General features: G+C 64.5%; 23 protein-coding genes. 5 read left to right on the top strand and 18 right to left on the bottom strand.

Annotation, left to right across the window (positions count from 1 at the left end; all coding sequences use genetic code 11):
* Positions 1-47: 47 nt before the first annotated feature.
* Complete coding sequence (locus A5791_RS00470) at positions 48-932, bottom strand: universal stress protein (protein ID WP_067229187.1); 885 nt, start codon at positions 930-932, stop codon at positions 48-50.
* 495 nt (positions 933-1,427) lie between these two features.
* On the opposite strand from A5791_RS00470, the gene A5791_RS00465 reads away from it, so the two are divergent.
* On the top strand, positions 1,428-3,848 hold the full coding sequence (locus A5791_RS00465; RefSeq protein ID WP_067229281.1) for an HAD-IC family P-type ATPase: 2,421 nt from the start codon (positions 1,428-1,430) through the stop codon (positions 3,846-3,848).
* Positions 3,849-4,377: 529 nt separating this feature from the next.
* On the opposite strand, the gene A5791_RS26955 is transcribed toward A5791_RS00465, so the two are convergent.
* Together A5791_RS26955 and A5791_RS26950 are read right to left on the bottom strand one after the other, a co-directional pair.
* Positions 4,378-5,286 carry a patatin-like phospholipase family protein gene (locus tag A5791_RS26955; RefSeq protein WP_231995754.1) on the bottom strand — a complete coding sequence of 303 codons (909 nt, stop codon included), beginning with the start codon at positions 5,284-5,286 and terminating at the stop codon, positions 4,378-4,380.
* 93 nt (positions 5,287-5,379) lie between these two features.
* Complete coding sequence (locus tag A5791_RS26950; RefSeq protein WP_231995753.1) at positions 5,380-6,129, bottom strand: cyclic nucleotide-binding domain-containing protein; 750 nt, start codon at positions 6,127-6,129, stop codon at positions 5,380-5,382.
* An 898-nt stretch (positions 6,130-7,027) separates the two neighbouring features.
* On the opposite strand from A5791_RS26950, the gene A5791_RS00455 reads away from it, so the two are divergent.
* Complete coding sequence (locus tag A5791_RS00455) at positions 7,028-7,873, top strand: LmeA family phospholipid-binding protein (RefSeq protein ID WP_067229184.1); 846 nt, start codon at positions 7,028-7,030, stop codon at positions 7,871-7,873.
* Positions 7,874-7,938: 65 nt separating this feature from the next.
* Here A5791_RS00455 and A5791_RS00450 read toward each other — a convergent pair whose 3' ends face one another.
* The 5 genes from A5791_RS00450 to A5791_RS00430 all read right to left on the bottom strand — a co-directional run bounded on the left by A5791_RS00450 (position 7,939) and on the right by A5791_RS00430 (position 12,613).
* Positions 7,939-10,479 carry an ATP-binding cassette domain-containing protein gene (locus A5791_RS00450; RefSeq protein ID WP_067229181.1) on the bottom strand — a complete coding sequence of 847 codons (2,541 nt, stop codon included), beginning with the start codon at positions 10,477-10,479 and terminating at the stop codon, positions 7,939-7,941.
* A 226-nt stretch (positions 10,480-10,705) separates the two neighbouring features.
* Positions 10,706-11,143 carry a hypothetical protein gene (locus A5791_RS00445; protein ID WP_067229177.1) on the bottom strand — a complete coding sequence of 146 codons (438 nt, stop codon included), beginning with the start codon at positions 11,141-11,143 and terminating at the stop codon, positions 10,706-10,708.
* A gap of 281 nt (positions 11,144-11,424) precedes the next feature.
* Positions 11,425-11,622, bottom strand: coding sequence for a hypothetical protein (locus A5791_RS00440; RefSeq protein ID WP_067229174.1), 198 nt, complete (start codon positions 11,620-11,622; stop codon positions 11,425-11,427).
* A gap of 136 nt (positions 11,623-11,758) precedes the next feature.
* The gene (locus A5791_RS00435; RefSeq protein WP_067229170.1) at positions 11,759-12,139 is read right to left on the bottom strand and encodes a DUF4189 domain-containing protein; all 381 of its coding nucleotides are present in this window, start codon (positions 12,137-12,139) and stop codon (positions 11,759-11,761) included.
* A 177-nt stretch (positions 12,140-12,316) separates the two neighbouring features.
* Positions 12,317-12,613, bottom strand: a complete 297-nt coding sequence (locus A5791_RS00430) for a hypothetical protein (protein WP_067229167.1) — start codon at positions 12,611-12,613, stop codon at positions 12,317-12,319.
* Between the two features lie 247 nt (positions 12,614-12,860).
* Here A5791_RS00430 and A5791_RS00425 point away from each other — a divergent pair, with 247 nt between their 5' ends.
* Positions 12,861-13,061, top strand: coding sequence for a hypothetical protein (locus tag A5791_RS00425; RefSeq protein ID WP_067229162.1), 201 nt, complete (start codon positions 12,861-12,863; stop codon positions 13,059-13,061).
* A 145-nt stretch (positions 13,062-13,206) separates the two neighbouring features.
* Here the strand turns inward: A5791_RS00425 and A5791_RS00420 are convergent, their stop codons facing one another.
* Positions 13,207-13,647 carry a hypothetical protein gene (locus A5791_RS00420; protein WP_156660920.1) on the bottom strand — a complete coding sequence of 147 codons (441 nt, stop codon included), beginning with the start codon at positions 13,645-13,647 and terminating at the stop codon, positions 13,207-13,209.
* Positions 13,648-13,756: 109 nt separating this feature from the next.
* On the opposite strand from A5791_RS00420, the gene A5791_RS00415 reads away from it, so the two are divergent.
* The gene (locus A5791_RS00415) at positions 13,757-14,725 is read left to right on the top strand and encodes a GlxA family transcriptional regulator (RefSeq protein WP_067229155.1); all 969 of its coding nucleotides are present in this window, start codon (positions 13,757-13,759) and stop codon (positions 14,723-14,725) included.
* Positions 14,726-15,269: 544 nt separating this feature from the next.
* Positions 15,270-15,740: a DIP1984 family protein gene (locus A5791_RS00405; protein WP_067229152.1), complete on the top strand. Its 471-nt coding sequence runs from the start codon at positions 15,270-15,272 to the stop codon at positions 15,738-15,740.
* A 224-nt stretch (positions 15,741-15,964) separates the two neighbouring features.
* Here the strand turns inward: A5791_RS00405 and A5791_RS00400 are convergent, their stop codons facing one another.
* From A5791_RS00400 to A5791_RS00360, 9 genes are all read right to left on the bottom strand, one after another.
* A complete protein-coding gene (locus A5791_RS00400) occupies positions 15,965-17,128 on the bottom strand; it encodes a dihydrolipoamide acetyltransferase family protein (protein ID WP_082966660.1) in 1,164 nt (387 codons plus the stop codon).
* 8 nt (positions 17,129-17,136) lie between these two features.
* Positions 17,137-18,177 carry a 3-methyl-2-oxobutanoate dehydrogenase subunit beta gene (gene bkdB, locus A5791_RS00395; protein WP_067229144.1) on the bottom strand — a complete coding sequence of 347 codons (1,041 nt, stop codon included), beginning with the start codon at positions 18,175-18,177 and terminating at the stop codon, positions 17,137-17,139.
* A 9-nt stretch (positions 18,178-18,186) separates the two neighbouring features.
* On the bottom strand, positions 18,187-19,278 hold the full coding sequence (pdhA, locus tag A5791_RS00390) for a pyruvate dehydrogenase (acetyl-transferring) E1 component subunit alpha (protein WP_067229140.1): 1,092 nt from the start codon (positions 19,276-19,278) through the stop codon (positions 18,187-18,189).
* Between the two features lie 290 nt (positions 19,279-19,568).
* Positions 19,569-20,399 carry a CoA ester lyase gene (locus tag A5791_RS00385; RefSeq protein ID WP_067229137.1) on the bottom strand — a complete coding sequence of 277 codons (831 nt, stop codon included), beginning with the start codon at positions 20,397-20,399 and terminating at the stop codon, positions 19,569-19,571.
* Positions 20,396-20,893 carry a MaoC family dehydratase gene (locus A5791_RS00380; RefSeq protein WP_067229134.1) on the bottom strand — a complete coding sequence of 166 codons (498 nt, stop codon included), beginning with the start codon at positions 20,891-20,893 and terminating at the stop codon, positions 20,396-20,398. The genes A5791_RS00385 and A5791_RS00380 overlap by 4 nt, the downstream gene beginning before the upstream one ends.
* Positions 20,890-22,056: an acyl-CoA dehydrogenase family protein gene (locus tag A5791_RS00375; RefSeq protein ID WP_067229131.1), complete on the bottom strand. Its 1,167-nt coding sequence runs from the start codon at positions 22,054-22,056 to the stop codon at positions 20,890-20,892. Before A5791_RS00375 ends, A5791_RS00380 begins: the two co-directional genes overlap by 4 nt.
* Before the next feature lie 6 nt (positions 22,057-22,062).
* Positions 22,063-24,045: an acetyl/propionyl/methylcrotonyl-CoA carboxylase subunit alpha gene (locus A5791_RS00370; RefSeq protein WP_067229128.1), complete on the bottom strand. Its 1,983-nt coding sequence runs from the start codon at positions 24,043-24,045 to the stop codon at positions 22,063-22,065.
* A gap of 4 nt (positions 24,046-24,049) precedes the next feature.
* Positions 24,050-25,627 carry a carboxyl transferase domain-containing protein gene (locus tag A5791_RS00365; protein ID WP_067229124.1) on the bottom strand — a complete coding sequence of 526 codons (1,578 nt, stop codon included), beginning with the start codon at positions 25,625-25,627 and terminating at the stop codon, positions 24,050-24,052.
* The gene (locus tag A5791_RS00360) at positions 25,624-26,271 is read right to left on the bottom strand and encodes a CoA transferase subunit B (protein ID WP_067229121.1); all 648 of its coding nucleotides are present in this window, start codon (positions 26,269-26,271) and stop codon (positions 25,624-25,626) included. Before A5791_RS00360 ends, A5791_RS00365 begins: the two co-directional genes overlap by 4 nt.
* Positions 26,272-26,330 lie beyond the last annotated feature (59 nt).

The following is a 26,330-nucleotide window of genomic DNA, read 5'->3' as shown; positions in this document are numbered from 1 at the left end:
AGCTTCAGGCGGACGTACCACGCGCTGCCAAAAGTCATGTCGAACGCTCACTCCGACCGCGATCGGACGACGATCACCGGGATGCTCGCGGATTGAGCCACTGCAGCACCCACCGAGCCCAGAAGCATGTCGGCAAATCCCCCGCGGCCGCGGCTTCCAACTGCCACCAGCTGCGCCTGTTCGGATTCCTTGATTAGCCAGCGGGCGGGCTGGTCGCAGACGACCCGCCGCCGCACGCTGACGTCGGGATACCGTTCTTGCCAGACGCCCAGTCGTTCGGCGAGGATTTCGTGGCCTTGTTTTTCGTAGTCCCGCCAGTCCATCCCGAGCACCGCAAATACCCCTACGTCGCTCCACGCGTGCAACGCGATCAGGTGCACGCCTCGACGGGAGGCTTCGTCAAAGGCCATCGCGGTCGCCGCTTCCGACCCCGGGGACCCGTCAATGCCGACCAGAACGGGTGCATCATGGTCAGCGCTCTGATCGGCGTGAATCACCGCGACGGGGCAATGGGCATGACGGATCAGGTTTGCGCTCACCGAACCGAACAATGCGCGGCCGACCGCACCAAGCCCGGTACTGCCCACGACCGTCATCCAGGCGCTCTTCGAAGCCTCGATCAACGCCGGCACCACGTTTGCATATGACACCTCGGTATGCACGCCCAGCGACGGGGATTCACCAGAACTGGCCTCCACCACCTTGCGGGCCTGGGCAATGACCTGCTGGGCTGCTTCATTCTGCCAATCCGGCATATCGTCATAGAGCCGGCCGACAGGCCACCCGACGACGATCGGGGCTACGACGTGCAGCAAGGTGACGGGCATGTCGCGCATCACGGCCTCGCGCGTCCCCCAGGCCACCGCCGCGTCGGATGCCGCCGACCCATCAACGGCTACCAGAAGCCCGTGTCCAGTCGCGGTTTCGGACATTCCCCACTCCTTCCACGCCAGATTCGGCGGCGTCGGATAAGTCCATCGGCAGATGAGGTACCGACCCGACCGTGGCTCCTCCTCGACAACGCGTGTACCGCGTCCGAACGGCACAACGTTATGGCGCGCGCGGATGCGTCACCAGGGCCATTGGACTCCTTTTGGCGGCCATTGGTCTACCGTCGGCCACGACATCGGAACGACACCGGGTCTCATTCGTGAGCGCGGGGAGCCTCAGGTGTTGATCCGCGCTGGCATAGCACCACCCCTGAAAAGACCTGCCCGCGTCCACACCACGACGGTCACCCGGCGAGATACTCCAAATCTGTCGACCGCCCAATACGTCGGTGGGGTTCCTGCACCACCCGGGCCGCGGGCGCGCGGCGGATGCCGCCCCAGACTCTTCCCTGTGATTGAACGCCTGGGCTCACCACCGCGGACGTACCGATGGTCAGTCCGACGGGGATCCGAGACTTCTCGATAGGCTTGGCTCTCATGACCGCGTCACTCGCCGTCGGACTCACCGACGCCGAAGTGGCCCAACGGGTTGCAGATGGCAAGACCAACGATGTTCCGAGCCGCGCGACCCGCAGCACGGCCGACATCGTGCGGGCCAATGTCTTCACCCGCATCAACGCTATTCTCGGTGTGCTGTTCGCCATCGTGTTGGCGACCGGCTCGCTGATCAACGGACTATTCGGGCTATTGATCCTCGCCAACAGCATCGTCGGCATGTTCCAGGAACTTCGGGCGAAGCAGATGCTGGACAAGCTAACCATCATGGGTCAGGCCAAGCCGTTGGTTCGCCGGGCGAGCGGCAGCCGAGAACTGTTGCCCAACCAGGTGGTGCTGGATGATGTCATCGAACTGGGGCCGGGTGACCAGGTTGTAGTCGACGGGGTGGTACTCGCGGAATCCGGCCTGGAAGTCGACGAGTCACTGCTCACCGGTGAAGCCGACCCCGTTTTGAAGAACACCGGTAACGCCGTGATGTCCGGAAGTTTCGTGATCGCCGGCATTGGCGCCTACCGGGCCACGAAGGTCGGACGCGACGCCTACGCCGCTCGGCTGACCGAAGAAGCCAGCAAGTTCACCCTGGTGCGCTCGGAACTGCGCACCGGAATCAACAAGATTCTGCAGTTCATCACCTATCTCTTGATTCCAGCAGGGCTGCTGATCATCTACACACAGCTGTTCACCACCCACTCCGGCTGGCAACAAGCGGTGCTGCGCACGGTGGGGGCGCTGGTACCGATGGTTCCCGAAGGCCTGGTGTTGATGACATCGGTCGCGTTCGCTGTCGGCGTGGTCCGCCTTGGGAGGCGCCAATGCCTGGTCCAAGAACTGCCCGCGATCGAGGGACTCGCGCGGGTCAACGTGGTGTGCATCGACAAGACCGGCACATTGACCGAGAACCGGATGCACGTGACCGAACTGCGACAACTCGACGCGGGTCTGGACAGCATCGCTGAAGTGCTGGCGTCGATGGCCGCCGCCGACGCGCGCCCGAATGCCAGTGTCCAGGCCATCGCCGAGGCCTATCCCAACCCGCCGGGCTGGACCATTACGGCGAGCGCCCCGTTCACGTCGGCCACCAAGTGGAGCGGGATATCTTTTGGAGCACAAGGCAATTGGGTACTCGGGGCACCCGACGTACTGCTGGACCCGTCCGCAGCGGTCGCCAGACAGGCCGAACAGGCCGGATCGCGGGGGTTGCGGGTGCTGCTGCTAGGCCGAACCGACCTACCGGTGAACCATCCCGAGGCGCCGGGTCGCGTCGTTCCGGCCGCCTTGATTCTGCTGGAGCAAAGCATCCGCCCCGATGCCCGCAAGACATTGGATTACTTTGCTGCCCAAAAGGTATCCGTAAAAGTGATTTCGGGCGACAACGCCGTCTCGGTGGGTACAGTGGCATCGGCGCTGGGCCTTCCCGGTGCGACGGTCGACGCTCGTACGCTCCCCACCGAGCCTGATCAATTGGCCGAAACGCTGCCGAAGTACACCGCTTTCGGCCGGGTCCGCCCCGACCAGAAACGCGCGATCGTCCGTGCGCTGCAATCACGCGGCAAGACGGTAGCAATGACTGGTGACGGCGTTAACGACGTGCTGGCCCTCAAAGACGCCGACGTCGGTGTCGCAATGGGAGCCGGCAGCCCTGCGTCGCGGGCGGTCGCCCAGATTGTGCTGCTGGACAACAGGTTCGCCACTTTACCGTATGTTGTGAGCGAAGGACGGCGAGTGATCGGCAACATCGAACGTGTCTCGAATTTGTTCCTGACCAAGACGGTGTATTCGGTGCTGTTGGCGCTGCTGGTAGGCATCGCGGGACTGGCTGCCAAGGCGGTGGGAGCCAAATCTCTTATGTTTCCGTTCGAGCCGATACAGGTCACCATCGCGGCTTGGTTCACCATTGGGATCCCTGCGTTCATTCTGTCCCTGGCGCCCAACAACGAACGCGCGCAACCCGAGTTCGCCCGCCGCGTAATGACGGCGGCGGTACCGAACGGCGCGGTCGCCGGCATCGCCACCTTCGCGTGCTACCTGTTGGCTTTCCGAGGCTCTGCAGCCACCCACCCGCAGCAAATCCAGGCGTCGACCTCGGCGTTGATCACCCTGCTAGTGATCGCGGTGTGGGTGTTGGCGGTGGTGACCCGGCCCTACACCTGGTGGCGTGTGGTGTTGGTTGCGCTGTCGGCCTCAGCCTACGTGGCGATCTTCAGCATTCCGTTGACGCAGCACAAGTTCGGGTTGGATCCGTCGAATACCGCGTTGACCGCCACCGCCCTGGCGATCGGTGTCTTCGGCGCATCGATTGTCGAGGCACTGTGGTGGTGGCAGGGCTCCAAGCATGGAGTATCCGCGCACTTGTGGCGCGGGCCGGAAGTCGCCGAATCTCTGATTGAGGAATCCCAATAGACGAGATGAGGTGGTCGCGGTCAACCTGCTCGAGGCTGACGCCAAACCACCGCGGATTTCGGCGCGCTCATCAGTGTCCATGCACCATGTCCCACCAGTAAGGCTATGCCACTTGTGCCTACGCGAGGGCGCGCTCGAATCGCCGGAAAGCAGCGCGACGAGCACATCGCGCTGTGGGCGATGTAGATATTCATGCCGCGGCGATGGAGTCTGCGAGTTCAAGACACAGGGGGCGGAGCATGACGACGACCCACAGTCGATTCAGCACAGCTCATCGTATATTCATCGCGAATGACCACGACGCCGCCGTAAACGGCCGGCTCTCACCCGTGCCGATCCCCGGCCAAACATGCTGTAGCACAAACAAACACGAGCATATTCGGGCGACTATTAGAGTTCGCTATTGCCAATCCTGGACACTCCCTGGATGAGGGAGTTATGGGCGGCTGAGCCGGGGTATCAAGCGGTGATGGCGGTGATTGCGGATGGTTTGCCGGTGTCGCAGGCCGCCGAGAAAGCCCATCGTGACTCAGCAAATCAGCGTCGGGTTTGCCTCGAGGACCGCCCGCGCCGCGATCCGGCCCGCCTCTAGGGCGGCATCAATCTTCTTGAAGTCCAACGCCGCAATTTCCGTGACATTCGGCTTGATCACGGCCACGACCTGGGGAAGTGCGCGCAGGTTCCCGCCGGCGGCAGTAAGGCTGACGGTGCGAAGCAACGTCTCCTGCAGCGAGGGGAGGACGACGTCCGACCCGGTTACCAGCCGTCGGACCAGCCCCGGCAGCGGCCCGGCTTGCGGCAGCGAACCAAATCTTTTCGACGGCAAGAACTTCCGGCGTAGATCTACGCAGACGACGTCACCGTCCGGATCAGCGCACATCACGTCGGCCGGGAGATTGTTCAACAGTCCACCGTCGACGAGCATCTGCTCGCCATGTTGCAGCGGCGGGATCAGACCGGGGATTGACATCGATGCGCGCACCGCGATCGACAGGCGACCGCGTCGGTGGACGATCTGATCGCCGGTGACCATGTCCGCGCAGACGGAGAAGAATCCTCTGGACAGATGCTCGATCAAAGTGTCGCCGAAGAAGTTTTCCACCAGCCGATCGACGCGTCCTCCCCGCGTGAACGCTACCGCCGGGATCGTGTAGTCGAGCAGGTTGCCGCGCGTCATGTACTGTCGCGCCGCGGCTATCGCCTCTCGGGCGTCCAACCCCAGCGCGAAGACCGCGGCGGCGATAGCACCAGCACTCGTTCCGCCGAACCGATCGATGACGACGCCTGCGCGGGTTAGCTCTTCGTAGACACCGAAATGTGCGAGTCCCCTGGCTCCACCACCCGCCAAGACCAAACCCAGGGATCGGCCCGCGATTCTGCGGGCCAGGGCACCGATGCCATCGGCGTCGGCGGCGTGATGTGAGACCGGCTGTAGCAAATCCCACCAACTTGGGTCCGGGTCTACCGTGCACGTGACCAGGTGGACAGGCCGCCCCTGGACGACAGGTAAATCGAAGGCCTCCGGTGGATGCTATTGAGCCACAAGGACTACGAGTCGGTCACATTGCGCGGCAACATATCTTCGCCAGAGATCGCCTGAGCCCCGGTCGGCGACCATTAAAACCCAATCGTTGCTTCGCTCTGCTCGATCGAGGATTTCGTTGAACCCGTCGACGAACTCGCCGTAGTTACTGATTTCAGCAATAGTCTCGACGGGCGGAGCGACCACAGCAGTCCGACCGTGGGGACCCAGTCGTGTCACGATTCCGTCAACAATCAGTCCTGCCGCAGCGTCCCCGGTCGACAGCAAGCCAATGACCCGGGGACGCTGAGACACCTGCGCAGACTGGGACTCGCGCAGCATCCGCGCCATCGCGCGCAGCATCACCGACTGCAGTCGGGGGGCCTTCGCGAGTACCTCGCTGAACGTGTCGGCGCCGATCCTCCATACGACGCCGTCCCGAAGAGCCCGTACGCCGGCGGAGCGAGGAGCGTCCTCGATCACACCCAGGTCGCCAATCGAGTCCCCCGATGCCATCTCCCGAATCACACGGCCATCGACACCAACAGCCGCGAACCGTCCGGAAGCAATCACGTAGATGGCGTCCGATGGATCTCCAAAACGAAAGAGCCACTCGTTGGCGGGGATGTGAAGGCGGTCGATGACGCGGGAAAGTTGATCGAGTTGTTCGTCATCGACATCAGCGAGTATCGGAACACTGCGGAGCGCGGCTCGCGCATCAGCCGCGCTCTCTTGGGAGGGCTGCCGTATGGCGCTCACTGGGTGCGGTTCCTGCACAACACGCTAGCTCCGGGCCAAGTGGCAGGGTGCGATGTATTCGAACTTTGCGCGAGACGCGATCAGCGGGTCGAGATTGCGGTCGGCTAAGGACCAATTCCAGCGAGACGTAGATGTCGGCGGCATCTCCGTCAGTTCGCGCATCTGGGTTTCTGCACTCACCGGTATCCCGTTCGCCCACTGATCAATATGAAAGTGCTCCACGATTGCCTCACATCTTAATTCCACAGGCCAGGCACGACGGGCAATCGTCCAACGACCCGGACGATAATCGGCTTGCGCCGTCGTCGTTCTTTCGATCTCTACTCATCCGCGCAATGGTGACAATGTCCGATTCCTCGGTGGCCAGAGGAAACCAGTCAACTTGTGCGCGACGGTATTTCGGCTTTTTCTTATTCGACACCAATGCCTCGATCGTGGAAGGCCGCCCGGCACCTCTTGGCCATCTGCGTCGACGGAGATTTGACTGCGCGTCATCTACTGCGGACGGCGGCCTCAAGCAACCGTGTCAGCTTTGCCTCACAGGATTGGTGCACCGATGTACTCTTCGACTTCCTGCAGCTAATGAGGAACAATCGCGCTGATGACGAATCCGCAAGCGCCTTCGGGCGGCGACCCGTCGGAAGGGGCTCGTCCACCTGTTCCGGGTGGCCCCGGCAGGCGAGCTGTGCCCCCGCGGCCTCAGGGTCCTACGCCGCTGTCCGAATCAGAGACTCGCCAACTGCCCGTGTTCGGCGGTTCACCGGATGCACCTACTCGCAAGGTGCCTCGACTCGAACAGCCCGGTCCCCCGCCGGGTCGTCCCCCACAACCACCGGGCCGACCCCCGCAACCACCGGGTCGGCCCCCGCAACAGCCCGAGTTTTCGCGGAGCCCGCAGGTGCGCCAGCCCGGTCTCGCGCCGCAGCAGCCGGAACCGGCCACTACCAACCTGTCCGCGCCGGCACCATCGCAGAACACACCGGCGACGGGCAAGCGCCGCTTTCCGCGCAACCGGAAATCGCGTATTGCCCTGATCCTCGGCATAGTGGTAGCCGTTGTGGCCGCCGCCCTGATCGGCGCCGAGCTATACGCGCGCCACGAGGCCGGCAACAGGGTGGCGAAGGCAGTGGCGTGCGAGGTACAGGACACCGCAAACGTCTCCTTTGCCGCGACGCCGCCGGTCCTGTGGCAGTACGCCACCCAGCACTACACCGGCGTCTCCGTCCAGACCGCGGGTAACCAGATCCGCGACGCCAAGGGAATGAAGATCAGCATCGATATTCGGGATATCCGGATAAACAAGACCAGCAACTCCTCGGGCACCATCGGGTCGTTGAATGGAACCATCACCTGGTCGACAGTTGGGATCAAGGAGTCGATTCAGAGCGCAGTGCCGGTAATCGGCAGTTTTGTCACCGGCGAGGTGACCACCAACCCCAGCGAAGGCACGGTTTCGCTGAAAGGCCTGCTCGACAGTGCCACAGTCAAGCCGCAGATCGTCAACAACGGCTTATCGCTGCAAGTGGTCAGCTTGCGCGCGTTGGGGTCCAAAATGTCGACCGATAGCGTCCAGAAAAAACTGGACGACCTCACCTCGAAGGCGACCAAGAATTATCCGCTGGGCATACATGCCGACGGAGTCAAAGTCACCGACAGCGGCATTGAAGCGACCTTCTCGAGCAGCAACGCCACCATTCCCGCAAGTAGCGGCGGCAACCAGGACAGCTGTTTCGCAAACACCTGACGGCGGCCTTGGCCCATAGCGAATTGCGTTATGGCACAAGGCTTTCAAGTCATGCGCTGGGGCCATCAGTGCTTTTTGAGCCGCGTCCGCCACCACACGATGCCGGCGTAAATCACAGACAACAGCACGAGCATGCCCATATCGAATAGCCACTTGCCCGGCTTGTGCAGCCAGTGGCTGTCCTTCGAACCGAGCGGACCGGGCATCAGCGTCCAGAGGTCGACGGTGGACGCCGACGCCGCATATCCCCACCGCGAGGGCATCGTCCAGGACAGCTGGTCAAGAAAGAACCGGCCGGTCACTGGCACCATGCCACCGCAGAACACCAACTGCGCCATCAGCGACACCACTAGCAGCGGCATGATCTGCTCGTTGGAGCGCGCCAACGACGAAAACACCAAGCCGAATATCGCCGCCGCCACACAAACTGCCGCGACGGTGACGTAGAGCTCGAATGTGGCGTTACCGAGCATCACCGCCGGCCGAGTTGGCGCGCCGTTACCCATGATCGTGATGGTGGTCAGGATCACCGACTGGACGATCGCGAACACGCAGAATACGGCGATCTTGGCTCCCAGGTAGGCCGTGGTGGACAGGCCGACCGCCTGTTCTCGGCGGAAGATAGGGCGCTCGCCGATGAGGTCGCGAATCGTCAGCGCGGTACCCATAAACACGGCACCCACGATGAGGAGCGTCAACAGTGTCATAGGTTTGGTCGGCACCGCACCTCTTGGGTTGGCAATCTCGAAACCGGTCCTGCCGGAGCCGGGGACGGTCAGCGAGAGCAACCCCATCACGAGCGGAAGCAGGGCCAAGAATATGAAGTACGCGCGGTCGGCGACGATCAGCCGAACCTGACGGCGAGCGATCGTGGAGAACTGCTTCCGCACGCTGGTGTGTGCCGGTTCGCCCAGGTCGGCCGGCTTCGCCCCGGCGGGCACGGGCGGGAGTGGCTTGGCCTGAGCCAGGAAGCGGCGATTGGCCTCCTCGGGATCCGCACCCACGCTGCTGAAGATTTCGGCCCAATCGGTGGTTCCCATCGCTTCACCGATATCTTTCGGCGAGCCGCAGTATGCCGTCTTGCCGCCGGGCGCCATCAGCAGCACCTGATCACAGAGGCTGAGGTAGCTCAGCGAGTGTGTCACCACCAGCACCACCCGACCGGCGTCGGCGAGCTGGCGCAGCATCTTCATGACTTGAAGGTCCAGCGCCGGGTCCAAGCCCGAAGTCGGCTCGTCGAGTATCAGCAGCGACGGTCCGGTTAACAGCTCCAGCGCCACCGAGGCCCGCTTGCGTTGGCCTCCGGACAGCTTGTCGACGCGGGTGTCCGCGTGCTTGGTCAGCCCGAGTTCTTCGATGACCTGGGCCACGACTTGCGCGCGGTCTTCCTTGCTGCTGTCCGGCGGCAGCCGCAGCTCCGCGGCGTAGCCCAGCGCCTGGTTCACGGTCAGCTGCCGATGCACGACGTCGTCCTGGGGGACCATCCCGATTCTGCTGCGCAGCGACGCGTACTGCTCGTGGATGTTGTGACCCTCGAAGGTGACCGAGCCCGAGGTGGGGCTGGTGGATCCCGAGATCAGCCGGGCCAGCGTGGTCTTGCCCGCACCCGACCCGCCGATGAGCGCGGTCAGCGTGCCCGGCCTGGCGGTCAGTGCGACGTTCTCGAGCAGCCGCTTGCCCTCGATTTCGAAGTTGACGTCGCGCACCTCCAACCCGCCGGTGCGCGCCGCCGCTTCCGTCTGGCGTACCAGCACACCACCGGTGAAAACCAAGTCGACGTTGCCGATGGTGACGACATCGCCCTCGGTGAGCAGCGCGGAGCCGACGCGGGTCCCATTGACGAACGTCCCATTGGCGGTGTGCTTATCCCGGATCTCAACGCCGATGGACGTCGGTTTGAGGGACGCGTGATAACGGGACGCCAAGACGTCCGGAATGACGATGTCGTTGTCGAGGGCCCGACCGATCGTCGCAGCGGACGTGCGTCCCTCTCCGTCCGGCGGTGGGACCTGAGTGGTGGGAATCTTGACGGTCTCGCCTTGCGGTGGCACGGCGGTCGAACCGTCTCCGGCTGCCCCATCCGCGACCGCCGGCGCCGCCACCTGGGTTGGCTGCATCGAGTTGCTCGGCTCCGCTGCCGGCAGGGGGCCAGTCGACGTCTGCCGCGCCGCGGGCTGCCGTCGCCTGGAAGATGACCGGACGGCGCCTTCCGATGCGGCGGCCGGCGGCCTTGCGGCGGCGCGCGGATTGATGACGGGAGCCGCAACCGCAGTCGGCGGTAGGTGGCCTACCGCGCCTCGGTGGTGTCCGACCTCAAAGCTCAGCCGTGGCCCGTCGGGCTTGGCGAGGTTGATGGTCTGGCCGTCGCGGATGTCGACTGCCGGCATGCGACGACCGTTGACGAACATCCCGTTCTTGGAAGCGTTGTCAATCGCTGTCCACTTGCCCTGATCGAAGCGCAGCAGGAGGTGTGCGCGGGAGACCAGCGGATGAGCGACGCGCATGTCGGCGCGGACGTCGCTGCCAACGATCAAATCGTCGCCTGTCGCGAAACTGTGTTGCGCAAAGTCGGAGTGAACCGTGAGCACCGGCGCGGGTGAAGTCATGGCATCAGTATTGGATGAGCGCCAGGGATTATTTGTACTTTTGCCTAATTTGCGTATCGCCCCGTACGAACGGGGGTCACACCGATGCGGAGCCTGCCGGCTGGCACATTCTCTGGCCATCCTTTTGGGCGAGGATGTTTTGGATGGAATCGCGTTGCCTTTACGCGATTTGACCAATTCCCCAGTGGGCTGACAGGGCCAGTGCGATAGATGCTGAAGTCGATAGTCAATTTTCGCTATGGCCACATACTGCGCCAACGCAAATCGTTGAGGCCACGATGATCGTGCCGACAAACCACAGCACAAATAGCGTCGCGGCAATGCCGATCAGCACTTTGCGATACGTCTCGAGCGGTTCCCGCCGCTGGGTGAGTTGGCCGTACTCGTCGACAGTCAAAGTTTGGCGACGCTCGCCACCAATCGCCGAGATGAACAGCCACACCGGCGCCCATACGCCGCAACACAAGAGAGAGCAGATGGTCAACACCAAGTGCAAGACGTGATTGACCGGCCTGCCCACCAGCACGACAGCGGTGAATTCACCGCGATCCACCAAGCGTCCACCCTCGCCGACAAAACCGGCAATTGCCTGGTCGAGCATCGTCTTGCGCTCTTGCGGAGAAGATGGCTCTCGGTCGCCCTGAAGGCCGCCGTTCGTCACCATGCGATCTGTGGCTCCTACGTCTCCAAGCGCATATACCGCCGTCGTTGGATTGTCGATTGGAGCGTACGTGCAGAATTTTCTCCGCCGCACAGCCGGCGAGTTTGCCCGAAGCGATGACCCCGACGCTTTGTGAGGCTCATCGTAGCGGCATTTTCCGGGACGCGCGTCGCGACCCATGGGGAACCGTGCGTGCGGTCAGGGCAGTCGTCTTCGCGTGGTCACTCAGGTTAAAAGTGGTGAGTCCCAGGCCGCAGCACTGGGCGGCACGGGTGGTTAAGCCGTCAGCTTGCCAGGCGTGTGGGCAGGTAGGAGGCGGTCGACCGTACCCACCAGGCGGTGCCGTCTTCCACGGCTAGGTCGACGGCGATCTCCTCCAGGCTGGCCAGCAGATCGCTGGGGATCTCCGCCATGCCGTAGGAGTTCACGGTGGCGATCAGGTCTTTGGCGATCGGGTTGGCGCGAAGCGACTCACTCGTCATGACACTTATGTTGAGGCCAGCGACTGTGTAGGTCCTATGAGCCGACCTATGTGGGGTCGAAGAATATGCTGAGAATTCGCTGAGCAAAGGCCGTATCCGCGGCACGCGCCTCGTCTAGCACCTGGTCCAGCGGTGGTCACTGGTTCGCCGGATCGCCTTGGCAGTGCGTGTGGTCCTGCAGGACTTTTCCCCCGCGGGCATTCGCCAATGCTGCGGCCTCCGCGTCAACGCGAGTCGCACCCCATCCCCCGTAGTATTTGCTGTTGGCCGCGTTTAGCGCGATCGCGACGCATCCGCCCTGCCCGCTCGCCAAAAGTCGACAGTCGCTGATGGTCTTGCGACACGCCTGCATCGCCGTCTGCTGGGCAGAGGCTTCACTGTTTCCGTTGTAAGTGACCTTGATTTGCCCTGTTGAGTCCGAGATCGCCATCGCGATCCAGTCGTCGTCGGCGTGCGCCGGCGGCGCTGCTGCCAACGCCATGCCGACTCCGATCGCAACCAACCCTCGTTTGATCATGGGCTTCCCAGGTTCCCTTGCGCTGCGCCGTGGGTGGCGCAGGTAGACGCGATGCGAACAATCCTCGCCCGCCGCCGGCTGCGACGCGACCGCTCAGCGAACTTCGCTAGCCGCCAACGCATCATGCGACCCATGAGCCCCATGGGCCACACGGCACCCTAGGCTTGGGTCCTCGAATCACGCACCGGCAAAGTGTTGCCTGCCTGCGCCGAGCCGATGAAGTGCGCGCCCGACAGCGGCCATCGAGAAAGTTGAAAATGCTGTCCCGCGCTCACGCCGGTCCCCTCGGACCTTCCCACTGGCGAAGCCCCTGGGCGCGGTGCGATAGCCCATTTCGGCGGGATCGATCTCGACGAAGTGCGGGTCGGCGGTGAGTTGCGTCCACGCAGCACCGGCAAGGGCAGCGGAGGGCGGTTCCGGCGCGGCGACGCGGTTGAGGGTGCCGAAGTGGGTGAAGTCGTGAACTCGCAACATTGCGTCCTCCTTGAGGCCGATCCGTGACGGATGCGTGATAAAAGCGTCCGCCGGACGCGTTGACGGATTCTTGAAAGATTCTTGGAACGCGTGCGACAGGAGTCTTGAGCGCCGGCCGGAGGGCACAGAGACGAGCTCGTCCGTCAGACGGCTCGATGCCTTAAGGATTTGTCAAGGATGCGCCAAGGGGCTGTCGCAATTGTTTGTTTCAGTACATCAACCCACGACTCCCAAGGAGTGAAACAACATGAACAACAACCGCATCCGCACCATCGTTCGCACCGCAGTCGGCTCGGGCCTGATCGCCTCGGCTCTCGGCCTGTCGGCTCTCGGATTGAGCAGCGTGGCAAACGCCGCCCCGACGGACAACGCCCCCAAGGCGGTGTACTGCCAGGTCTACGACCGCAACGGTGTGCCGATCTACTGGTACTGGGGCCCCTGCCGCTAATCCGCCAACCCACGATTGGACCCAGCCCGGATGGGCTGGGTCCAATTGTTTGCGGCGCGACCGTCCGCATTTGTACGGCAAAAGGGCCGTCTGGCCGGCAATTCGGGGACGCTCGCTGACGACTCGAGCCACAGGCGGCGCCTGGTCAGCCGATGGAGACCAGGTGGTCAAAGCCGACCAACGCGACGGTTTCCGGAAGGCGGCGGATTGCCCCGTTCTGAGCCCACTGGCCCTCGGGCACTTCGTGGATGACGCAAGACGTGACCACCAGCCGGTCGCTGTCGCCGTCGACCGCCGACTTCGCCGCGTCGTGGAGTTCGCGCGCGAACCGTTCCTTGCGTGCCCCGTCGAGGACTCCCGTACTCACCTGCCAATCGATGAACACACCCGCCACCGCCGTATCGGCCTGAGCACCCGCGGAATAGAAGCTTCCCGGTGCCAGCTCCTGGAAGAGCACCAAGGCGCGCATCCGGCTCTGCGGCAGATCGGGAACCGATTCGGCACGGCAGCCGGCCTCGGTCAGGGCGATGGCCAGACGCTCCTTCTGCGCGTCGTCAAATGCCCCTGGCGTCAGGGTTACTCGCATCAACGGCATGGTGTTTCCTTCGGTAGTAATGACTGACAACTGAAATGTCCTCCTGACTGCCTCCGGCCACCAGTGGCAGGAATGACAGTTTTCTTGCATACTTCGCCACATGATTGGTATCGATGTTCTGGTTCTCGAGGGAGCCAGCGCCAGCGCGGTGGGCACCACCATCGACGTGGTGTCCGCGGCGAACCGCATCATCGGTACACCCACGTACGATCTGCGCTTTGTCTCCCCTGGGGACCGAATTGCGTTACGGGGCGGGCTGTTCGCCACAGCGCAGCCATGCGCCCGCGCCAGACCGCGCGACGTCGTCGTCCTGCCTGGGCTCGGCGCTGCCACCGCGCAGGAGATCTGCAGCCGGCTCAACGCGGACGACGTCGCCGAGGCCGGCAGGTGGCTGGTGCGGGCGAATACTCGCGGCGCCGATATCGCCGCGTCGTGCACCGCCGTGTTCATCCTCGCCGCCGCCGGTCTCCTGGATCATCGGCGCTGTGTCACGACGTGGTGGCTCGGCACAGAGCTCAGGGAGGTCGCGCCGGCGGCGCACGTCGTCATCGACGAGATGGTGGTGCGTGACGGGTCGATCTGGACGGCGGGAAGCGCGTTCGCGCACATCGACCTGATGCTCGCGATCATGCGTCACCTTGGCGGCGCCGCCTTGGCCGACGAACTGGCGAGTCGCCTCGTCATCGATCAGCGCACCTCGCAGGCGAGCTTTCTAATTCCCTCACACCTGGCGGCTCGCGACGACTCGGTGGCCGCGCTGGAATCGTTCGTGCGAAGCCATTTACACCAATCGCACACGCTGGAGTCGTTGGCCCACCGATGCGGCGTCAGCCCGCGCACACTGGCACGACGAACCAGCAATGCCGTCGGTCTCAGCCCCCTGCAACTGGTGCAGCGGGTACGCCTCGAGCGCTCGCTGCACCTGCTGCGAACCACCCGGATGTCGCTCGAAGAGGTCGCCGCGGCGGTCGGGTTGGGAGATCCTGCGACGCTGCACCGGCTGGTGAAGAAGCACACCGGCCGCTCGCCGGGGGCCCTTCGACCGAGCGCGGCGGCCAAGTCTGCATAGTCTTAAGAGCCACCAAGCCGGGTAGCTAGCCGCGCTCGTTCTGCGTTTCCAACTCCGAGTCCGGCATGTATTGCCAAACCAGCTCGTCGCTTCCGGGCATCTTCGGATCGCATGACATTGCGTGCCCGCCAGCGTCCTGTGTCGCGGCGTGTGCCACGGAGCACGCGTCGCCCCGTGACGGAGCATTGAGAGAAAGAAAACCGATCCCTATCGCAGCGACACCCGCAGCGACGAACAAGACCATCGCCAACCTGAGGTAGGCGGCCCTTCTATTGATGGCTTTCGGCTGTGCCGCGGTCGTCACAAGTGGTTCCCGTCGATTCCGGAGCTCCTGAGAGCTAAGCCTTGGCGTGAGGCCTTGAAGGATTCTAGAAGGCAAACGTGCTTTCGCCCACCCGCAGTCATTCGACCGAGTGGCCTGCCGCTGAAGGCGACGAATATTGCCTTGCCAGGCAATAGAATTAGCGACATTATGCTACGGGCTGCCAGGCGGGCCGCAACGCGGTCATTCGCCGCGGTCGATTGTCACTAGGGGGTGGAGACTATGAAGCTCGCGGAAGCGCTGGCGCTGCGGGCAGATTCGGTACGCCGGGTCGAGCAACTACGCAGTCGAATCGTGAGCAATGCCCGCTTCCAGGAGGGCGAGGACCCTGCCGAAGATGCCGTCGCGCTGCTTGCCGAAGCTGGCGACGTGCTCAGCGAGTACGAAGTGCTGATCAGGCGGATCAATCGCACCAACGCCGCGAGCGAGATCGGCGCGGACGGCACGCTGACCGATGCGCTAGCCCGTCGAGACGCACTGCGGCTGCGTCACTCGGTGCTGATCGCTGCCGCAGATGCAGCCGCCGGAACAAACCAGCCCGGGTATGCGCGTCAGCTGCGTTCCGAGCTGAAGATGCTGTCCGCTCTGCCCGTTGCCGAGCTACGCGCACAGGCCGACGATGTCGCTCGAGAACTCCGTGAGCTGGATGTGCGAATCCAACGCTCCAACTGGGAGGTAGAACTGCTCGATTGACGAACGAGGTGACGCAGGTAGTTGTCGCGGAGGCGTGCACGAGCCCCTGACCGGCGGGCTAAGCCGGTCTCCTGGCGCACGAAGGGCAGTGCTGAGGGTTCGACTCCCTCTTCACATCGCAGCCCCGCATCGCGTACAGGTGACTGCGCATGGCGCATCGCGCACCACCGTGTGCAGATTCGCGACGACGAGGGTGGGCAAGGGGCACACACCTCGGTGTTCGGCTACAAATCCAACAGCGCGGTCTCTGGCGACTCGACGAGATCGCGCAGCTCGCACAGGAATCGGGCTGCCTGGGCGCCGTCGGCCACCCGATGATCGAAGACGCATGTCAGTGTCATCGCCGGCCGCGCAACTACCTCGCCGCCGACCACCACCGGCCGCCCCTTGATCGCCCCCATGCCCAAAATCGCGGCCTCGGGGTGATTGATCACCGGCGTGCCGTCGTCGACGCCCAGCGCCCCGAAGTTCGACACGGTGAACGTCGAGCCTCGCAGTTCAGCCGGCGTCAGGCTGCCATCACGTGCTGAGGCAATCAATTCTGCAGTCCGACATGCTAATTCACGTGTCGACTTGTTCTGAGCGTCGGTGATCACCGGAACGAGCAACCCGCGGTTGGTGGCCACACCGAAACCCAGATGCACTGCCCGATGGACGCGCACCTGCGGGCCTTCAGGGGCATCGACCCAAGTCGAGTTGAGAACCATGTTGTGAGACAACGCGATAATGAGTAAGCGCAGCGTCAGCACAAAAGGGGTGATCTCCTGGCCGGCGGAGCGGAACCGGTCGCACAGCTGTTGCAGACCGGTGCAGTCAACCGCCACGCTAACGCGTGCGTCCGGAATCTCGCTGTGGGACAACGCCATTTTCTCTGCCATCCGGGCCTGCACGCCGTGCACCGGTCGCACGTCTGGTTCCGTTCCGGACGCATCGGCAGCGGCCAGCACGTCGGCGCGGGTGATCACATCGCCCGCACCGCGCTGCAGGGAAGCGAGATCGACTGACAGCTCCTTGGCCAGCTTGCGCACCGGCGGGGCGGCCAGCGGGCGGTCACGCCGCCGGCTGGCATCGATGTTCGTGTTGGCTCCGTAGCCCACCAGAGTCGGAGTCTCAGCTTCGCCATTGAGCGCTTCTACCGCAGCGGTGTCGATGCGGACCAGAACCGCTCCCACTTTGAGCACATCGCCTTCGCTGCCCCGCCTTTCGACGATCCGGCCGCAGTAGGGACTCGGTATTTCGACCTCTGCCTTGGCCGTCTCCACCGAACACAGAATCTGGTTGAGTTCGACGTGGTCACCGACCTCGACATACCAATACGACATCGTCACTTCTTCAAGTCCCTCACCGAGGTCAGGAACTCGGAAAGACTTCACCCGCTCCTGCGACACGTCGGCGCTCACGGCTGTTCCAATGCGCGCCGGACGCAGTCCACCAGCCGGTCGGGACCCGGCAGCCACAACCGTTCCAGTCGTGCCGGCGGGTAAGGAGTGTCGAAACCGCAGGCACGCAACACCGGCGCCTCGAGCTCGTAGAACATCTCCTCCTGGATTCGCGCTGCCAGACCGGCGCCGTAGCCCAAGCTTCGCGGCCCCTCGTGCATCACCACGCAGCGCCCGGTCCGATGGATCGACGCGGCGACGGTGTCGAAGTCCAGCGGGACCAGCGACCGCAAATCGATGACTTCCAGGCTCCAATCACGTTGCTGTGCAGCTTCTTCCGCGGTAGCCAACGCGGTGCTCACCAGAGCGCCATAGGTCACCACTGTTACGTCGTTGCCGTGCCGACGCACCACTGCCCGCCCGATCGGCGGTTCACGACGGGTGGTGTCGACCATGCCGCGGCCCTGATAGCGACGCTTGGGTTCAAGGTACATCACCGGGTCCGGGCACTCAACCGCGTATCGCAACAGCCAGTAGGCGTCGGCCGGACACGACGGGACCACCACTTTGAGGCCGGCGGTGTGCGCCCAGTACGACTCGGTGGAATCCGAATGATGTTCGGCCGCACCGATACCACCGAACGACGGTATCCGGACGGTGACCGGCATGTTGACCTCGCCGCGGGTGCGGGTGCGGTACTTCGCCAGATGACTGACCACTTGATCGAAAGCGGGGTAGGAAAACCCGTCGAACTGGATCTCGGGCACCGGCACGAAACCGCGAAGCGCCAGCCCTACCGCGATCCCGATCAAGGCGGACTCGGCCAGCGGCGTGTCGAAACAGCGCTTCTCACCGAATGTTTCGGCCAGGCCCTCGGTCACGCGGAACACTCCACCGTCGACGGAGACGTCCTCGCCGAACACCAGGACCCGGTCGTCGGCTGCCATGGCGTCATGCAGGCCGCGGTTGAGCGCCTGCACCATGGTCAGCGGCTGCGCGCCGAGTGCCACCGAAGGGTTTTCGTCCGGCCGGGCCGGCGGATCGGCGAGTTGGGTCATCGCTCCTCCTCAATCGGTCCGGGCCAGTTCGTCGCGCAACTGTTGTCGCTGCGCTTGCAACCCAGGTGTGATGTCGGCGTATACGGTGGTGAAAACGTCGTCGACGTCGAAATCCGGTGCGCCGAAAACAGCGTCACGCAGTTCGGTACGCATTCTCTTCGACCGGTTCGCGACTCGTTCCTCAACACGGTCCGACCACAATCCCCTGCCTTGCAAATACGTGCGGTACCGCGAAATCGGATCCAGTGCGGCCCAACGTTCCACTTCCTGCTGGGTTCGGTAGCGCCGTGGGTCATCGGCGGTGGTGTGCGGGCCGAGCCGGTAGGTGACCGCTTCGATCAACGTCGGGCCCTGGCCTGCGCGGGCCCGGGCAGCGGCCTCCGCCATTACGGCGTAGCACGCCAACACGTCGTTGCCGTCGACCCTGATACCCGGCATCCCGTAGCCAATAGCCTTGTGCGCGATGGACGGTGCTGCCGTCTGCCTGGATACCGGGACCGAGATCGCCCACTGATTGTTCTGCACGTAGAACACGCACGGCGCGGTGAAGACCGCCGCGAAGTTCAGCGCCTCGTGCACGTCACCCTCGCTGGTGGCGCCGTCGCCGATAAAGGCGACGGTGACCGAGTCTTCACTTAGGCGCTGGGCTGCCATCGCCGCGCCGACGGCATGCAAAGCGTGGGTGCCGACCGGAACCGATATCGGAGCGCAGCATTTCTTGGTGAATTCCAGCCCGCCGTGCCAGGTTCCGCGCCAGGCCGCCCCGACATGTCCGGGCGGGATACCGCGCACGAGGTAGACACCAAGTTCGCGGTACTGCGGAAACAGCCAGTCGGTCTTGCGCAGGCACGCCGCAGCGCCGACCTGGGCGGCTTCTTGACCGCGGCATGGCGCGTACAGCGCCAGCTCCCCCTGACGCTGCAGGCTGATGAACTCGGTATCGAGCTCGCGGGTGACCACCATCATCTCGTAGAGCCAGCACAGTGTCTCTGCGGGAAGGTCGCGGCTGTAATGGCATTTGGCAGTCGGCGTCCCGTCCGGGGCCACGAGTTGCACCGGCTCGAGGTCGACCGTCGCGGGCATCTGCGAATTTCCGGCCATACTGCCCAATCTTTCGCTTCGGCGCGGGTGCTGCGGCGGGTCGTGACCAAGACCTAGCAAAATTCCGGATCGCGAGCTGCCGCGAGCCGGAGTCGGCCGTCGCCCAGATGATCAGTCCTTGACCGCTCGGCTCACCGCAACACGCGCGCTCTTTCCATTATGCTCCAAATCGCAAGACAGCGGGGGGAACAGCGGAAGCGCCGCAATCGTCTCGCAACCAATCCGACCAACCGGGTCGGTTGGCCCCGGCAGCGCTGTCGGCCCGCTGAACGCGGGTCGGCTAGCAACCTTCAGCCCGACGCCGGTTCACCCGCCCGCCGCAGCATCGTTTCGGCGTGCTTGAGCACCGGAGAGTCGACCATCCGCCCTTCGAACGCGAACACCCCGCGCTCGGTCTTCGCGGCCGCCAAAACCCGCCGCGCCCAATCGAGCTTCTCGTCGCTGGGCCGGTACGCTTCGCGCACCACCTGGATCTGACTCGGGTGAATACACACCGTCGCGTCGAAGCCGACCGCCACGGCGTCGTCGGCCTCGGCGCGCAAACCCTCGATGTCCTGGATGTCCAAATGCACGGCGTCCAGCGCGATCCGGCCGAATCCGGACGCTGCGAGCAAGACCGTCGACCGGGCATGGCGGGCAACGTCGCGGTAGGAGCCGTCGGCTTGCCGGCTGGAGCTGCCGCCCAGGGTGGCGACCAAGTCCTCGGCGCCCCACATCATTCCCACCGTGCCCTCGGCCGCGGCGATCTCGGTGGCGAAGACCACCCCGCGAGGGGTTTCCACCAGCGCAATGACGTGGCGCGGCGCAAGCGCCACCACCTGGGCCGCCGATTCGGTCTTCGACAGCATCACCGTGGTGTACGCGGTCTCGGCCAGGGCCTCCAGATCATCGGCCTGCTCGCCGCTGTCGGCCGCGTTGATCCGCACCACGGTGCGCTCAGGATCCAGCGGAGTGTCCCGCAATGCCTTGCGGGCGGCGGCTTTATCCGCGGGCGCCGCACCGTCCTCCAAGTCGAGGATGACGACGTCGGCGGCTGCGGCGGCCTTCGCGAACCGTTCGGGGCGGTCGGCCGGGCAGAACAGCCAACCCGGACCCGCGGCACGCAAGTCACCCAGGTTCATGGGGCCTCTCCCGCACTCGGCCTCTTTTGCACCAGCGTGGTCCGTACCGCGCGGGCAACCACTTCGCCATGCTGATTGCGGCCCGTGTGCTCCAACGTGACGATGCCTTCACCGGGCCGGCTCTTCGATTCCCGCTTGCCGCTGCACGTCGTCTCCGCGTACAGCGTGTCGCCGTGGAACACCGGTTTGGGAAACGAGACTTCGGAGAAGCCGAGGTTGGCGACGATGGTGCCCAGGGTCAGCTGTGCAACCGAAAGCCCGACCAGCGTGGAGAGGGTGAACATCGAATTCACCAGCCGCTCACCGCGAAAGCCCGGCTGCTCGGCCGCCCACGCGGCGTCGAGGTGCAGCGACTGGGTGTTCATCGTCAGCGTGGTGAACAGCACGTTATCGGCCTCGGTCACCGTGCGGCCGGGCCGGTGCAGATACGTCGTACCGATTTCGAACTCTTCAAACCACAAGCCCCGCTGGATAATTGACTTGTTTTCCGTCACGACAGCCCCAGCGACCGTGCGATGAGCATCAGCTGTACCTCGGTGGTGCCCTCACCGATCTCGAGGATCTTGCTGTCGCGGTAATGGCGGGCCACCGGGTACTCGTTCATGAAGCCGTAGCCGCCATGTATCTGGGTGGCGTCGCGGGCGTTGTCCATCGCCGCCTCCGAGGAAATCATCTTCGCGATCGCGGCCTCCTTCTTGAATGCCTTGCCCGCCAACATCTTCGCTGCTGCATCGTAGTAAGCAGTGCGGGCGACATGCGCGCGTGCCTCCATTCGCGCGATCTTGAAGCTGATCGCCTGATAGGAGCCGATCGGCTGGCCGAACGACTGGCGCTCCTTGGCGTACTTGACGCTCTCGTCGACGCAGCCCTGCGCCGCCCCGGTCGCCAGGGCCGCAATCGCGATGCGGCCCTCGTCCAGAATGGACAAGAAGTTCGCGTATCCGCTACCGCGGGGGCCCAGCAGATTTTCCTCCGGCACCCGCGCGTCGGCGAAGGACAGCGGATGGGTGTCCGACGCGTTCCAGCCGACCTTGCTGTACACCGGTTCGACGGTGAATCCCGGTGTGCCGTTGGGCACGATGATCGCCGAGATCTCTTTCTTCCCCTCGCCGATGGTGCCGGTGACGGCGGTGACGGTGACCAGCGACGTGATGTCGGTGCCCGAGTTGGTGATGAATTGCTTGCTGCCGTTGACAATCCACTCGCCGTTCTCCAGACGGGCGGTGGTTCGGGTGCCGCCGGCATCCGAGCCCGCTCCAGGCTCGGTGAGGCCGAAACCGGCAAGCGCCCGGCCGGCGACCAGATCCGGCAGCCACTGCTGCTTCTGCTCCTCAGACCCGAACCGGTAGATTGGCATTGCGCCCAGGCCTACCGCGGCTTCCAGCGTGATCGCCACCGATTGGTCGATCTTGCCAAGCTCTTCGAGCGCGAGCGCCAATGCGAAGTAGTCGCCGCCCATGCCGCCGTAGTCTTCCGGGAAGGGCAGGCCGAACAGGCCCATCTCACCCATCTTCGCGACGACTTCGTACGGGAAGCTGTGCTCCTCATCGTGTTTGGCCGATACCGGCGCGACCACGGTACGTGCGAAATCGGCGACCGTCTCCCGAAGATCCTCGTACTCCTTGGGCAGCGTCCCCGCCGTGATCGTCGTCGTCATTTCCCTTCAGTCCTCTTCTGTTGAATCCGGGATCAGCCGGGCCAGCACCTGGTCCACCGTCACTTGATCCCCGACGGACACCAAAATCTCCACTCGCCCCGAAACCGGCGCCGCGAGCGAATGTTCCATCTTCATTGCCTCGACGACCACCACCACGTCGCCCTCTGCCACCTCGTCGCCCGAACTGACCTGCACCGCGATCACGCTGCCGGGCATCGGACTGACGACCTCGGCGGCCCGCTCGCCCACCGCCCGATGAATCTTCTGCTCCTCGGCCTCCCGGATATGCCAGGTTCCCCGTTCGTCGGCGATCCAGAGGTGCCGATCGGCCTCGGCCCATCGGTACTCACGTCGCATCCCGTCCAGTGTCACGCTCAGTTTTCCGTGCTCGACTTGCACACTCGCGGAAAGGATCTCGCCGGCGCCTACCTGAACCTTCGCGGTTTCGGGCAGCCCCCACACCGACACCGTCTCGGTACGCAATGAGGTTTGCATCGCGGTGCGCACCGCGGCGGTAGCGGCGCCGGCCCGCCATCCGGTCGGCGCAGCCCACAGGCTGTCCGTGGCGCGACGAGCCAGGACCCATTGCACATACAGGCCGCCGGCGGCGAACACATCGTCGGGCGCGGGCAGCGGTGTGAAGTCGGCCAGTCGCTCGTCCAGCAGCGCGGTGTCCAGGTCGCCGGCTCGTACGCGGTCGTCATCGAGCAGAAACCGCAGGAACTCGACGTTGGTCTGCACGCCCAGGACGGCCGTCTGCGCGAGAGCGTGGTCCAGGCGCAGCAGGGCCTGTTCGCGGTCGTCGCCGTGTGCGATCACCTTGCTCAGCATGGGGTCGTAATCGCTGCCGACCACCGTGGCGGCCAAGAGCGAAGAATCCACTCGCACTCCGGGACCGGACGGCTCGAATATGTCCAGCACCCGGCCTCCCGTGGGCAGGAATCCCCGCCCGGGATCCTCGGCGTACACCCGGGCCTCGATCGCGTGCCCGGTCAGCCGAATGTCGTCCTGAGCGAACGGCAGCTTCTCGCCGGCCGCTACCCGCAGCTGCCACTCGACGAGGTCAAGCCCGGTGACCGCCTCGGTCACCGGATGTTCCACCTGCAGACGGGTGTTCATCTCCATGAAGAAGAACTCGTCGGGGCGTTCGGCGGACACGATGAACTCCACCGTGCCGGCGCCGACGTAGTCGACGCTGCGGGCGGTGTTGCAGGCCGCTGCCCCGATCCGCGCGCGGGTCTGCGGGTCGAGCAGCGGCGAGGGCGCTTCTTCGATGACCTTCTGATGACGGCGCTGCAGGCTGCACTCACGTTCACCGAGATGCAGCACGTTGCCATGCGTGTCGGCGAGCACCTGCACCTCGATATGCCTGGGCCGCAACACGAATCGTTCCAGGAACAACGTGTCGTCGCCGAATGAGGACGCCGCCTCGCGCCGTGCGCTGACGAGCGCCTCACGAAGCCGCGCCGGGTTCTCGACCATCCGCATACCCTTGCCGCCACCGCCGGCGGACGGCTTGACCAGGACCGGATAGCCGACCTCGTCGGCCGCGGCAACGAGCTCGTCGTCGGTCAGTCCCGGCTTGGCCACCCCGGGCACCACCGGAACGTCGAAGGCGGCGACAGCATTTTTGGCGGTGATCTTGTCGCCCATCACTTCGATCGCGCGCGCCGACGGCCCCAGGAAGGCAACGCCGGCCCGTTCGCAGGCCGCGGCGAAATCAGCGTTCTCGGAAAGGAACCCGTAGCCGGGGTGGATGGCTTGAGCGCCAGTAAGCGTGGCGGCGCCGATCACCTTCTCGATGTTGAGGTAGCTTTCGCGGGCCGCTGCGGGGCCCAAGCGGACGGCAGTGTCCGCCTCGAGCACGTGACGGGCCCCGCAGTCTGGGTCGCTGTAGACAGCAACAGACCGGATGCCCAGCCGGCGCAGGGTACGGATCACCCGCACCGCGATCTCGCCGCGATTGGCCACTAAGACGGTGTCGAACATCTCGTCACATCCGGAAAACGCCGTAGGAGACCGGTTTCAGCGGCGCGTGAGCGCACACGGAAAGGGCAAGCCCGACACACGTTCTGGTATCGGCCGGGTCGATGATGCCGTCGTCCCACAGCCGGGCCGTCGAATAGTAGGGGTTGCCCTGGTCCTCGTACTGATCGCGGATGGGCGCCTTGAACGCCTCCTCCTCGTCGGGCGACCACGGCTTGCCGGCTGCCGACAATTGCTCGCCACGCACGGTAGCCAAGACCGACGCGGCCTGCTCACCACCCATCACCGAGATCCGCGCATTCGGCCACATCCACAAGAAGCGGGGCGAATAGGCACGTCCGCACATCGAATAGTTGCCCGCGCCATACGATCCGCCGATCACCACGGTGAGCTTCGGTACCCGGGCGCACGCCACCGCGGTGACCATCTTGGCCCCGTGTTTGGCGATGCCGCCGGCCTCGTAGTCGCGGCCGACCATGAAGCCGGCGATGTTCTGCAAAAACAACAGCGGGATCCTGCGCTTGTCGCACAGCTCGATGAAATGTGCACCCTTCAAAGCGGATTCGCTGAACAGCACACCGTTATTGGCGACAATGCCGACGGGGTGACCGTGGATACGGGCGAAGGCGGTCACCAGCGTCTTGCCGTAGTTGGCTTTGAACTCACTGAATTCGCCGCCGTCGACCAGCCGAACGACGACTTCGTGCACGTCATAGGGCACCCGTGGGTCGGGGGGTACGACGTCGTAGAGCTCAGTCTGCGCGTACCTCGGTTCGACGCCACGGCGCACGTCCCACTGGGCCGGCTCACGCGGCCCGAACGTGGCCGCGATCGAACGGACGATCCGCAGTGCGTGCTCGTCGTCGTCGGCAAGGTGATCGGTGACGCCGGATATCCGCGAATGCAGGTCTCCGCCGCCGAGCTCCTCGGCCGTGACGACCTCGCCGGTAGCAGCCTTGACCAGCGGCGGTCCGCCCAGGAAGATCGTGCCCTGGTCGCGAACGATGACGGCCTCGTCGCTCATCGCCGGCACGTAGGCGCCCCCGGCCGTGCATGAGCCGAGCACCGCGGCAACCTGCGGAATTCCCTTGGCGCTCATGGTCGCCTGGTTGTAGAAGATCCGCCCGAAGTGCTCGCGATCGGGAAACACCTCGTCTTGTCTCGGCAGGAAGGCGCCGCCGGAGTCGACCAGGTAGATGCAGGGCAGCCGATTTTGCAGCGCGACTTCCTGTGCGCGCAGGTGCTTCTTGACCGTCATTGGGTAGTACGTGCCGCCCTTGACCGTTGCGTCGTTGGCGACGATCACACACTCGCGCTGCGATACCCGTCCGATTCCGGTGATGATGCCGGCCCCCGGCGACTCGTCGCCGTACATGCCGTTAGCGGCCAGCGGGGCCAGCTCGAGGAACGGGCTGCCAGGGTCGAGCAGGCGGTCGACCCGTTCACGGGGCAACAGCTTGCCCCGGCTGACGTGACGTTCCCGCGCGCGCTCGTTACCGCCGAGCGCCGCGGCGGCCAGCTTGTCGTTGAGCTCGGCGACCAGCCGACGGTGCTCGTCGGCGAACGTAGGGGCGATCGTCGTCATTGAGCTGCCAAATCCCGAATCACCAAGGGCGGTTGGGTTTTCGCGACCACCTCTTCGACGGATACGTCTGGGGCGGTTTCGACCAGGTGCAGGCCGTCGTCGCAGACGTCGATCACCGCGAGTTCGGTGACGATGCGGTTCACGCAGCCCACGCCGGTCAGCGGCAACGTGCATCGTTCCAGGATCTTCGGACTGCCGTCCTTGGCGGCGTGCTCCATCATCACGATCACCTTGCGGGCGCCGTGCACCAGGTCCATGGCGCCGCCCATGCCCTTGACCATCTTGCCGGGGATCATCCAGTTGGCCAGATCGCCGGTGACCGAAACCTGCATGGCCCCAAGCACAGCCACATCCAGATGCTCGCCGCGGATGATGCCGAACGAGGTCGACGAACCGAAGAACGCGGCCCCCGGTAGCGTGGTGACCGTTTCCTTGCCCGCATTGATCAGATCGGCGTCGAGGTCCTCGCGGCTCGGATAGGGACCGACGCCGAGTATCCCGTTCTCCGAGTGCAATACGACGTGCACGCCGTCAGGAATGTGGTTCGGGATCAGCGTGGGCATGCCGATGCCGAGGTTGACGTACTGGCCGTCCTCGAAGTCCGCGGCCACCCGTGCGGCCATGCCTTCTCTGGTCCAGCTCATATGGCGCCACTCTCCCCCGCAAGCGGGAGGTGCCCCCACCTCATCGCTTCGTCCCCCTC

This window comes from Mycobacterium sp. 852002-51163_SCH5372311 (assembly GCF_001667115.1).
Taxonomy (GTDB): Bacteria; Actinomycetota; Actinomycetes; order Mycobacteriales; family Mycobacteriaceae; genus Mycobacterium.
The sequence above is the reverse complement of the archived record's forward strand: the minus strand, read 5'-3'. Positions and strand labels throughout refer to the sequence as shown.

What these genes read in the sequence shown, in the direction of transcription:
- A5791_RS00470 (WP_067229187.1), bottom strand. Translation starts at nt 932, where the DNA reads ATGTCCGAAACCGCGACTGGACACGGGCTTCTGGTAGCCGTTGATGGG.
- A5791_RS00465 (WP_067229281.1), top strand. Translation starts at nt 1,428, where the DNA reads ATGACCGCGTCACTCGCCGTCGGACTCACCGACGCCGAAGTGGCCCAA.
- A5791_RS00450 (WP_067229181.1), bottom strand. Translation starts at nt 10,479, where the DNA reads ATGACTTCACCCGCGCCGGTGCTCACGGTTCACTCCGACTTTGCGCAA.
- A5791_RS00445 (WP_067229177.1), bottom strand. Translation starts at nt 11,143, where the DNA reads ATGGTGACGAACGGCGGCCTTCAGGGCGACCGAGAGCCATCTTCTCCG.
- A5791_RS00440 (WP_067229174.1), bottom strand. Translation starts at nt 11,622, where the DNA reads ATGACGAGTGAGTCGCTTCGCGCCAACCCGATCGCCAAAGACCTGATC.
- A5791_RS00435 (WP_067229170.1), bottom strand. Translation starts at nt 12,139, where the DNA reads ATGATCAAACGAGGGTTGGTTGCGATCGGAGTCGGCATGGCGTTGGCA.
- A5791_RS00430 (WP_067229167.1), bottom strand. Translation starts at nt 12,613, where the DNA reads ATGTTGCGAGTTCACGACTTCACCCACTTCGGCACCCTCAACCGCGTC.
- A5791_RS00425 (WP_067229162.1), top strand. Translation starts at nt 12,861, where the DNA reads ATGAACAACAACCGCATCCGCACCATCGTTCGCACCGCAGTCGGCTCG.
- A5791_RS00420 (WP_156660920.1), bottom strand. Translation starts at nt 13,647, where the DNA reads ATGCGAGTAACCCTGACGCCAGGGGCATTTGACGACGCGCAGAAGGAG.
- A5791_RS00415 (WP_067229155.1), top strand. Translation starts at nt 13,757, where the DNA reads ATGATTGGTATCGATGTTCTGGTTCTCGAGGGAGCCAGCGCCAGCGCG.
- A5791_RS00405 (WP_067229152.1), top strand. Translation starts at nt 15,270, where the DNA reads ATGAAGCTCGCGGAAGCGCTGGCGCTGCGGGCAGATTCGGTACGCCGG.
- bkdB (WP_067229144.1), bottom strand. Translation starts at nt 18,177, where the DNA reads ATGACCCAACTCGCCGATCCGCCGGCCCGGCCGGACGAAAACCCTTCG.
- pdhA (WP_067229140.1), bottom strand. Translation starts at nt 19,278, where the DNA reads ATGGCCGGAAATTCGCAGATGCCCGCGACGGTCGACCTCGAGCCGGTG.
- A5791_RS00385 (WP_067229137.1), bottom strand. Translation starts at nt 20,399, where the DNA reads ATGAACCTGGGTGACTTGCGTGCCGCGGGTCCGGGTTGGCTGTTCTGC.
- A5791_RS00375 (WP_067229131.1), bottom strand. Translation starts at nt 22,056, where the DNA reads ATGACGACGACGATCACGGCGGGGACGCTGCCCAAGGAGTACGAGGAT.
- A5791_RS00370 (WP_067229128.1), bottom strand. Translation starts at nt 24,045, where the DNA reads ATGTTCGACACCGTCTTAGTGGCCAATCGCGGCGAGATCGCGGTGCGG.
- A5791_RS00365 (WP_067229124.1), bottom strand. Translation starts at nt 25,627, where the DNA reads ATGACGACGATCGCCCCTACGTTCGCCGACGAGCACCGTCGGCTGGTC.
- A5791_RS00360 (WP_067229121.1), bottom strand. Translation starts at nt 26,271, where the DNA reads ATGAGCTGGACCAGAGAAGGCATGGCCGCACGGGTGGCCGCGGACTTC.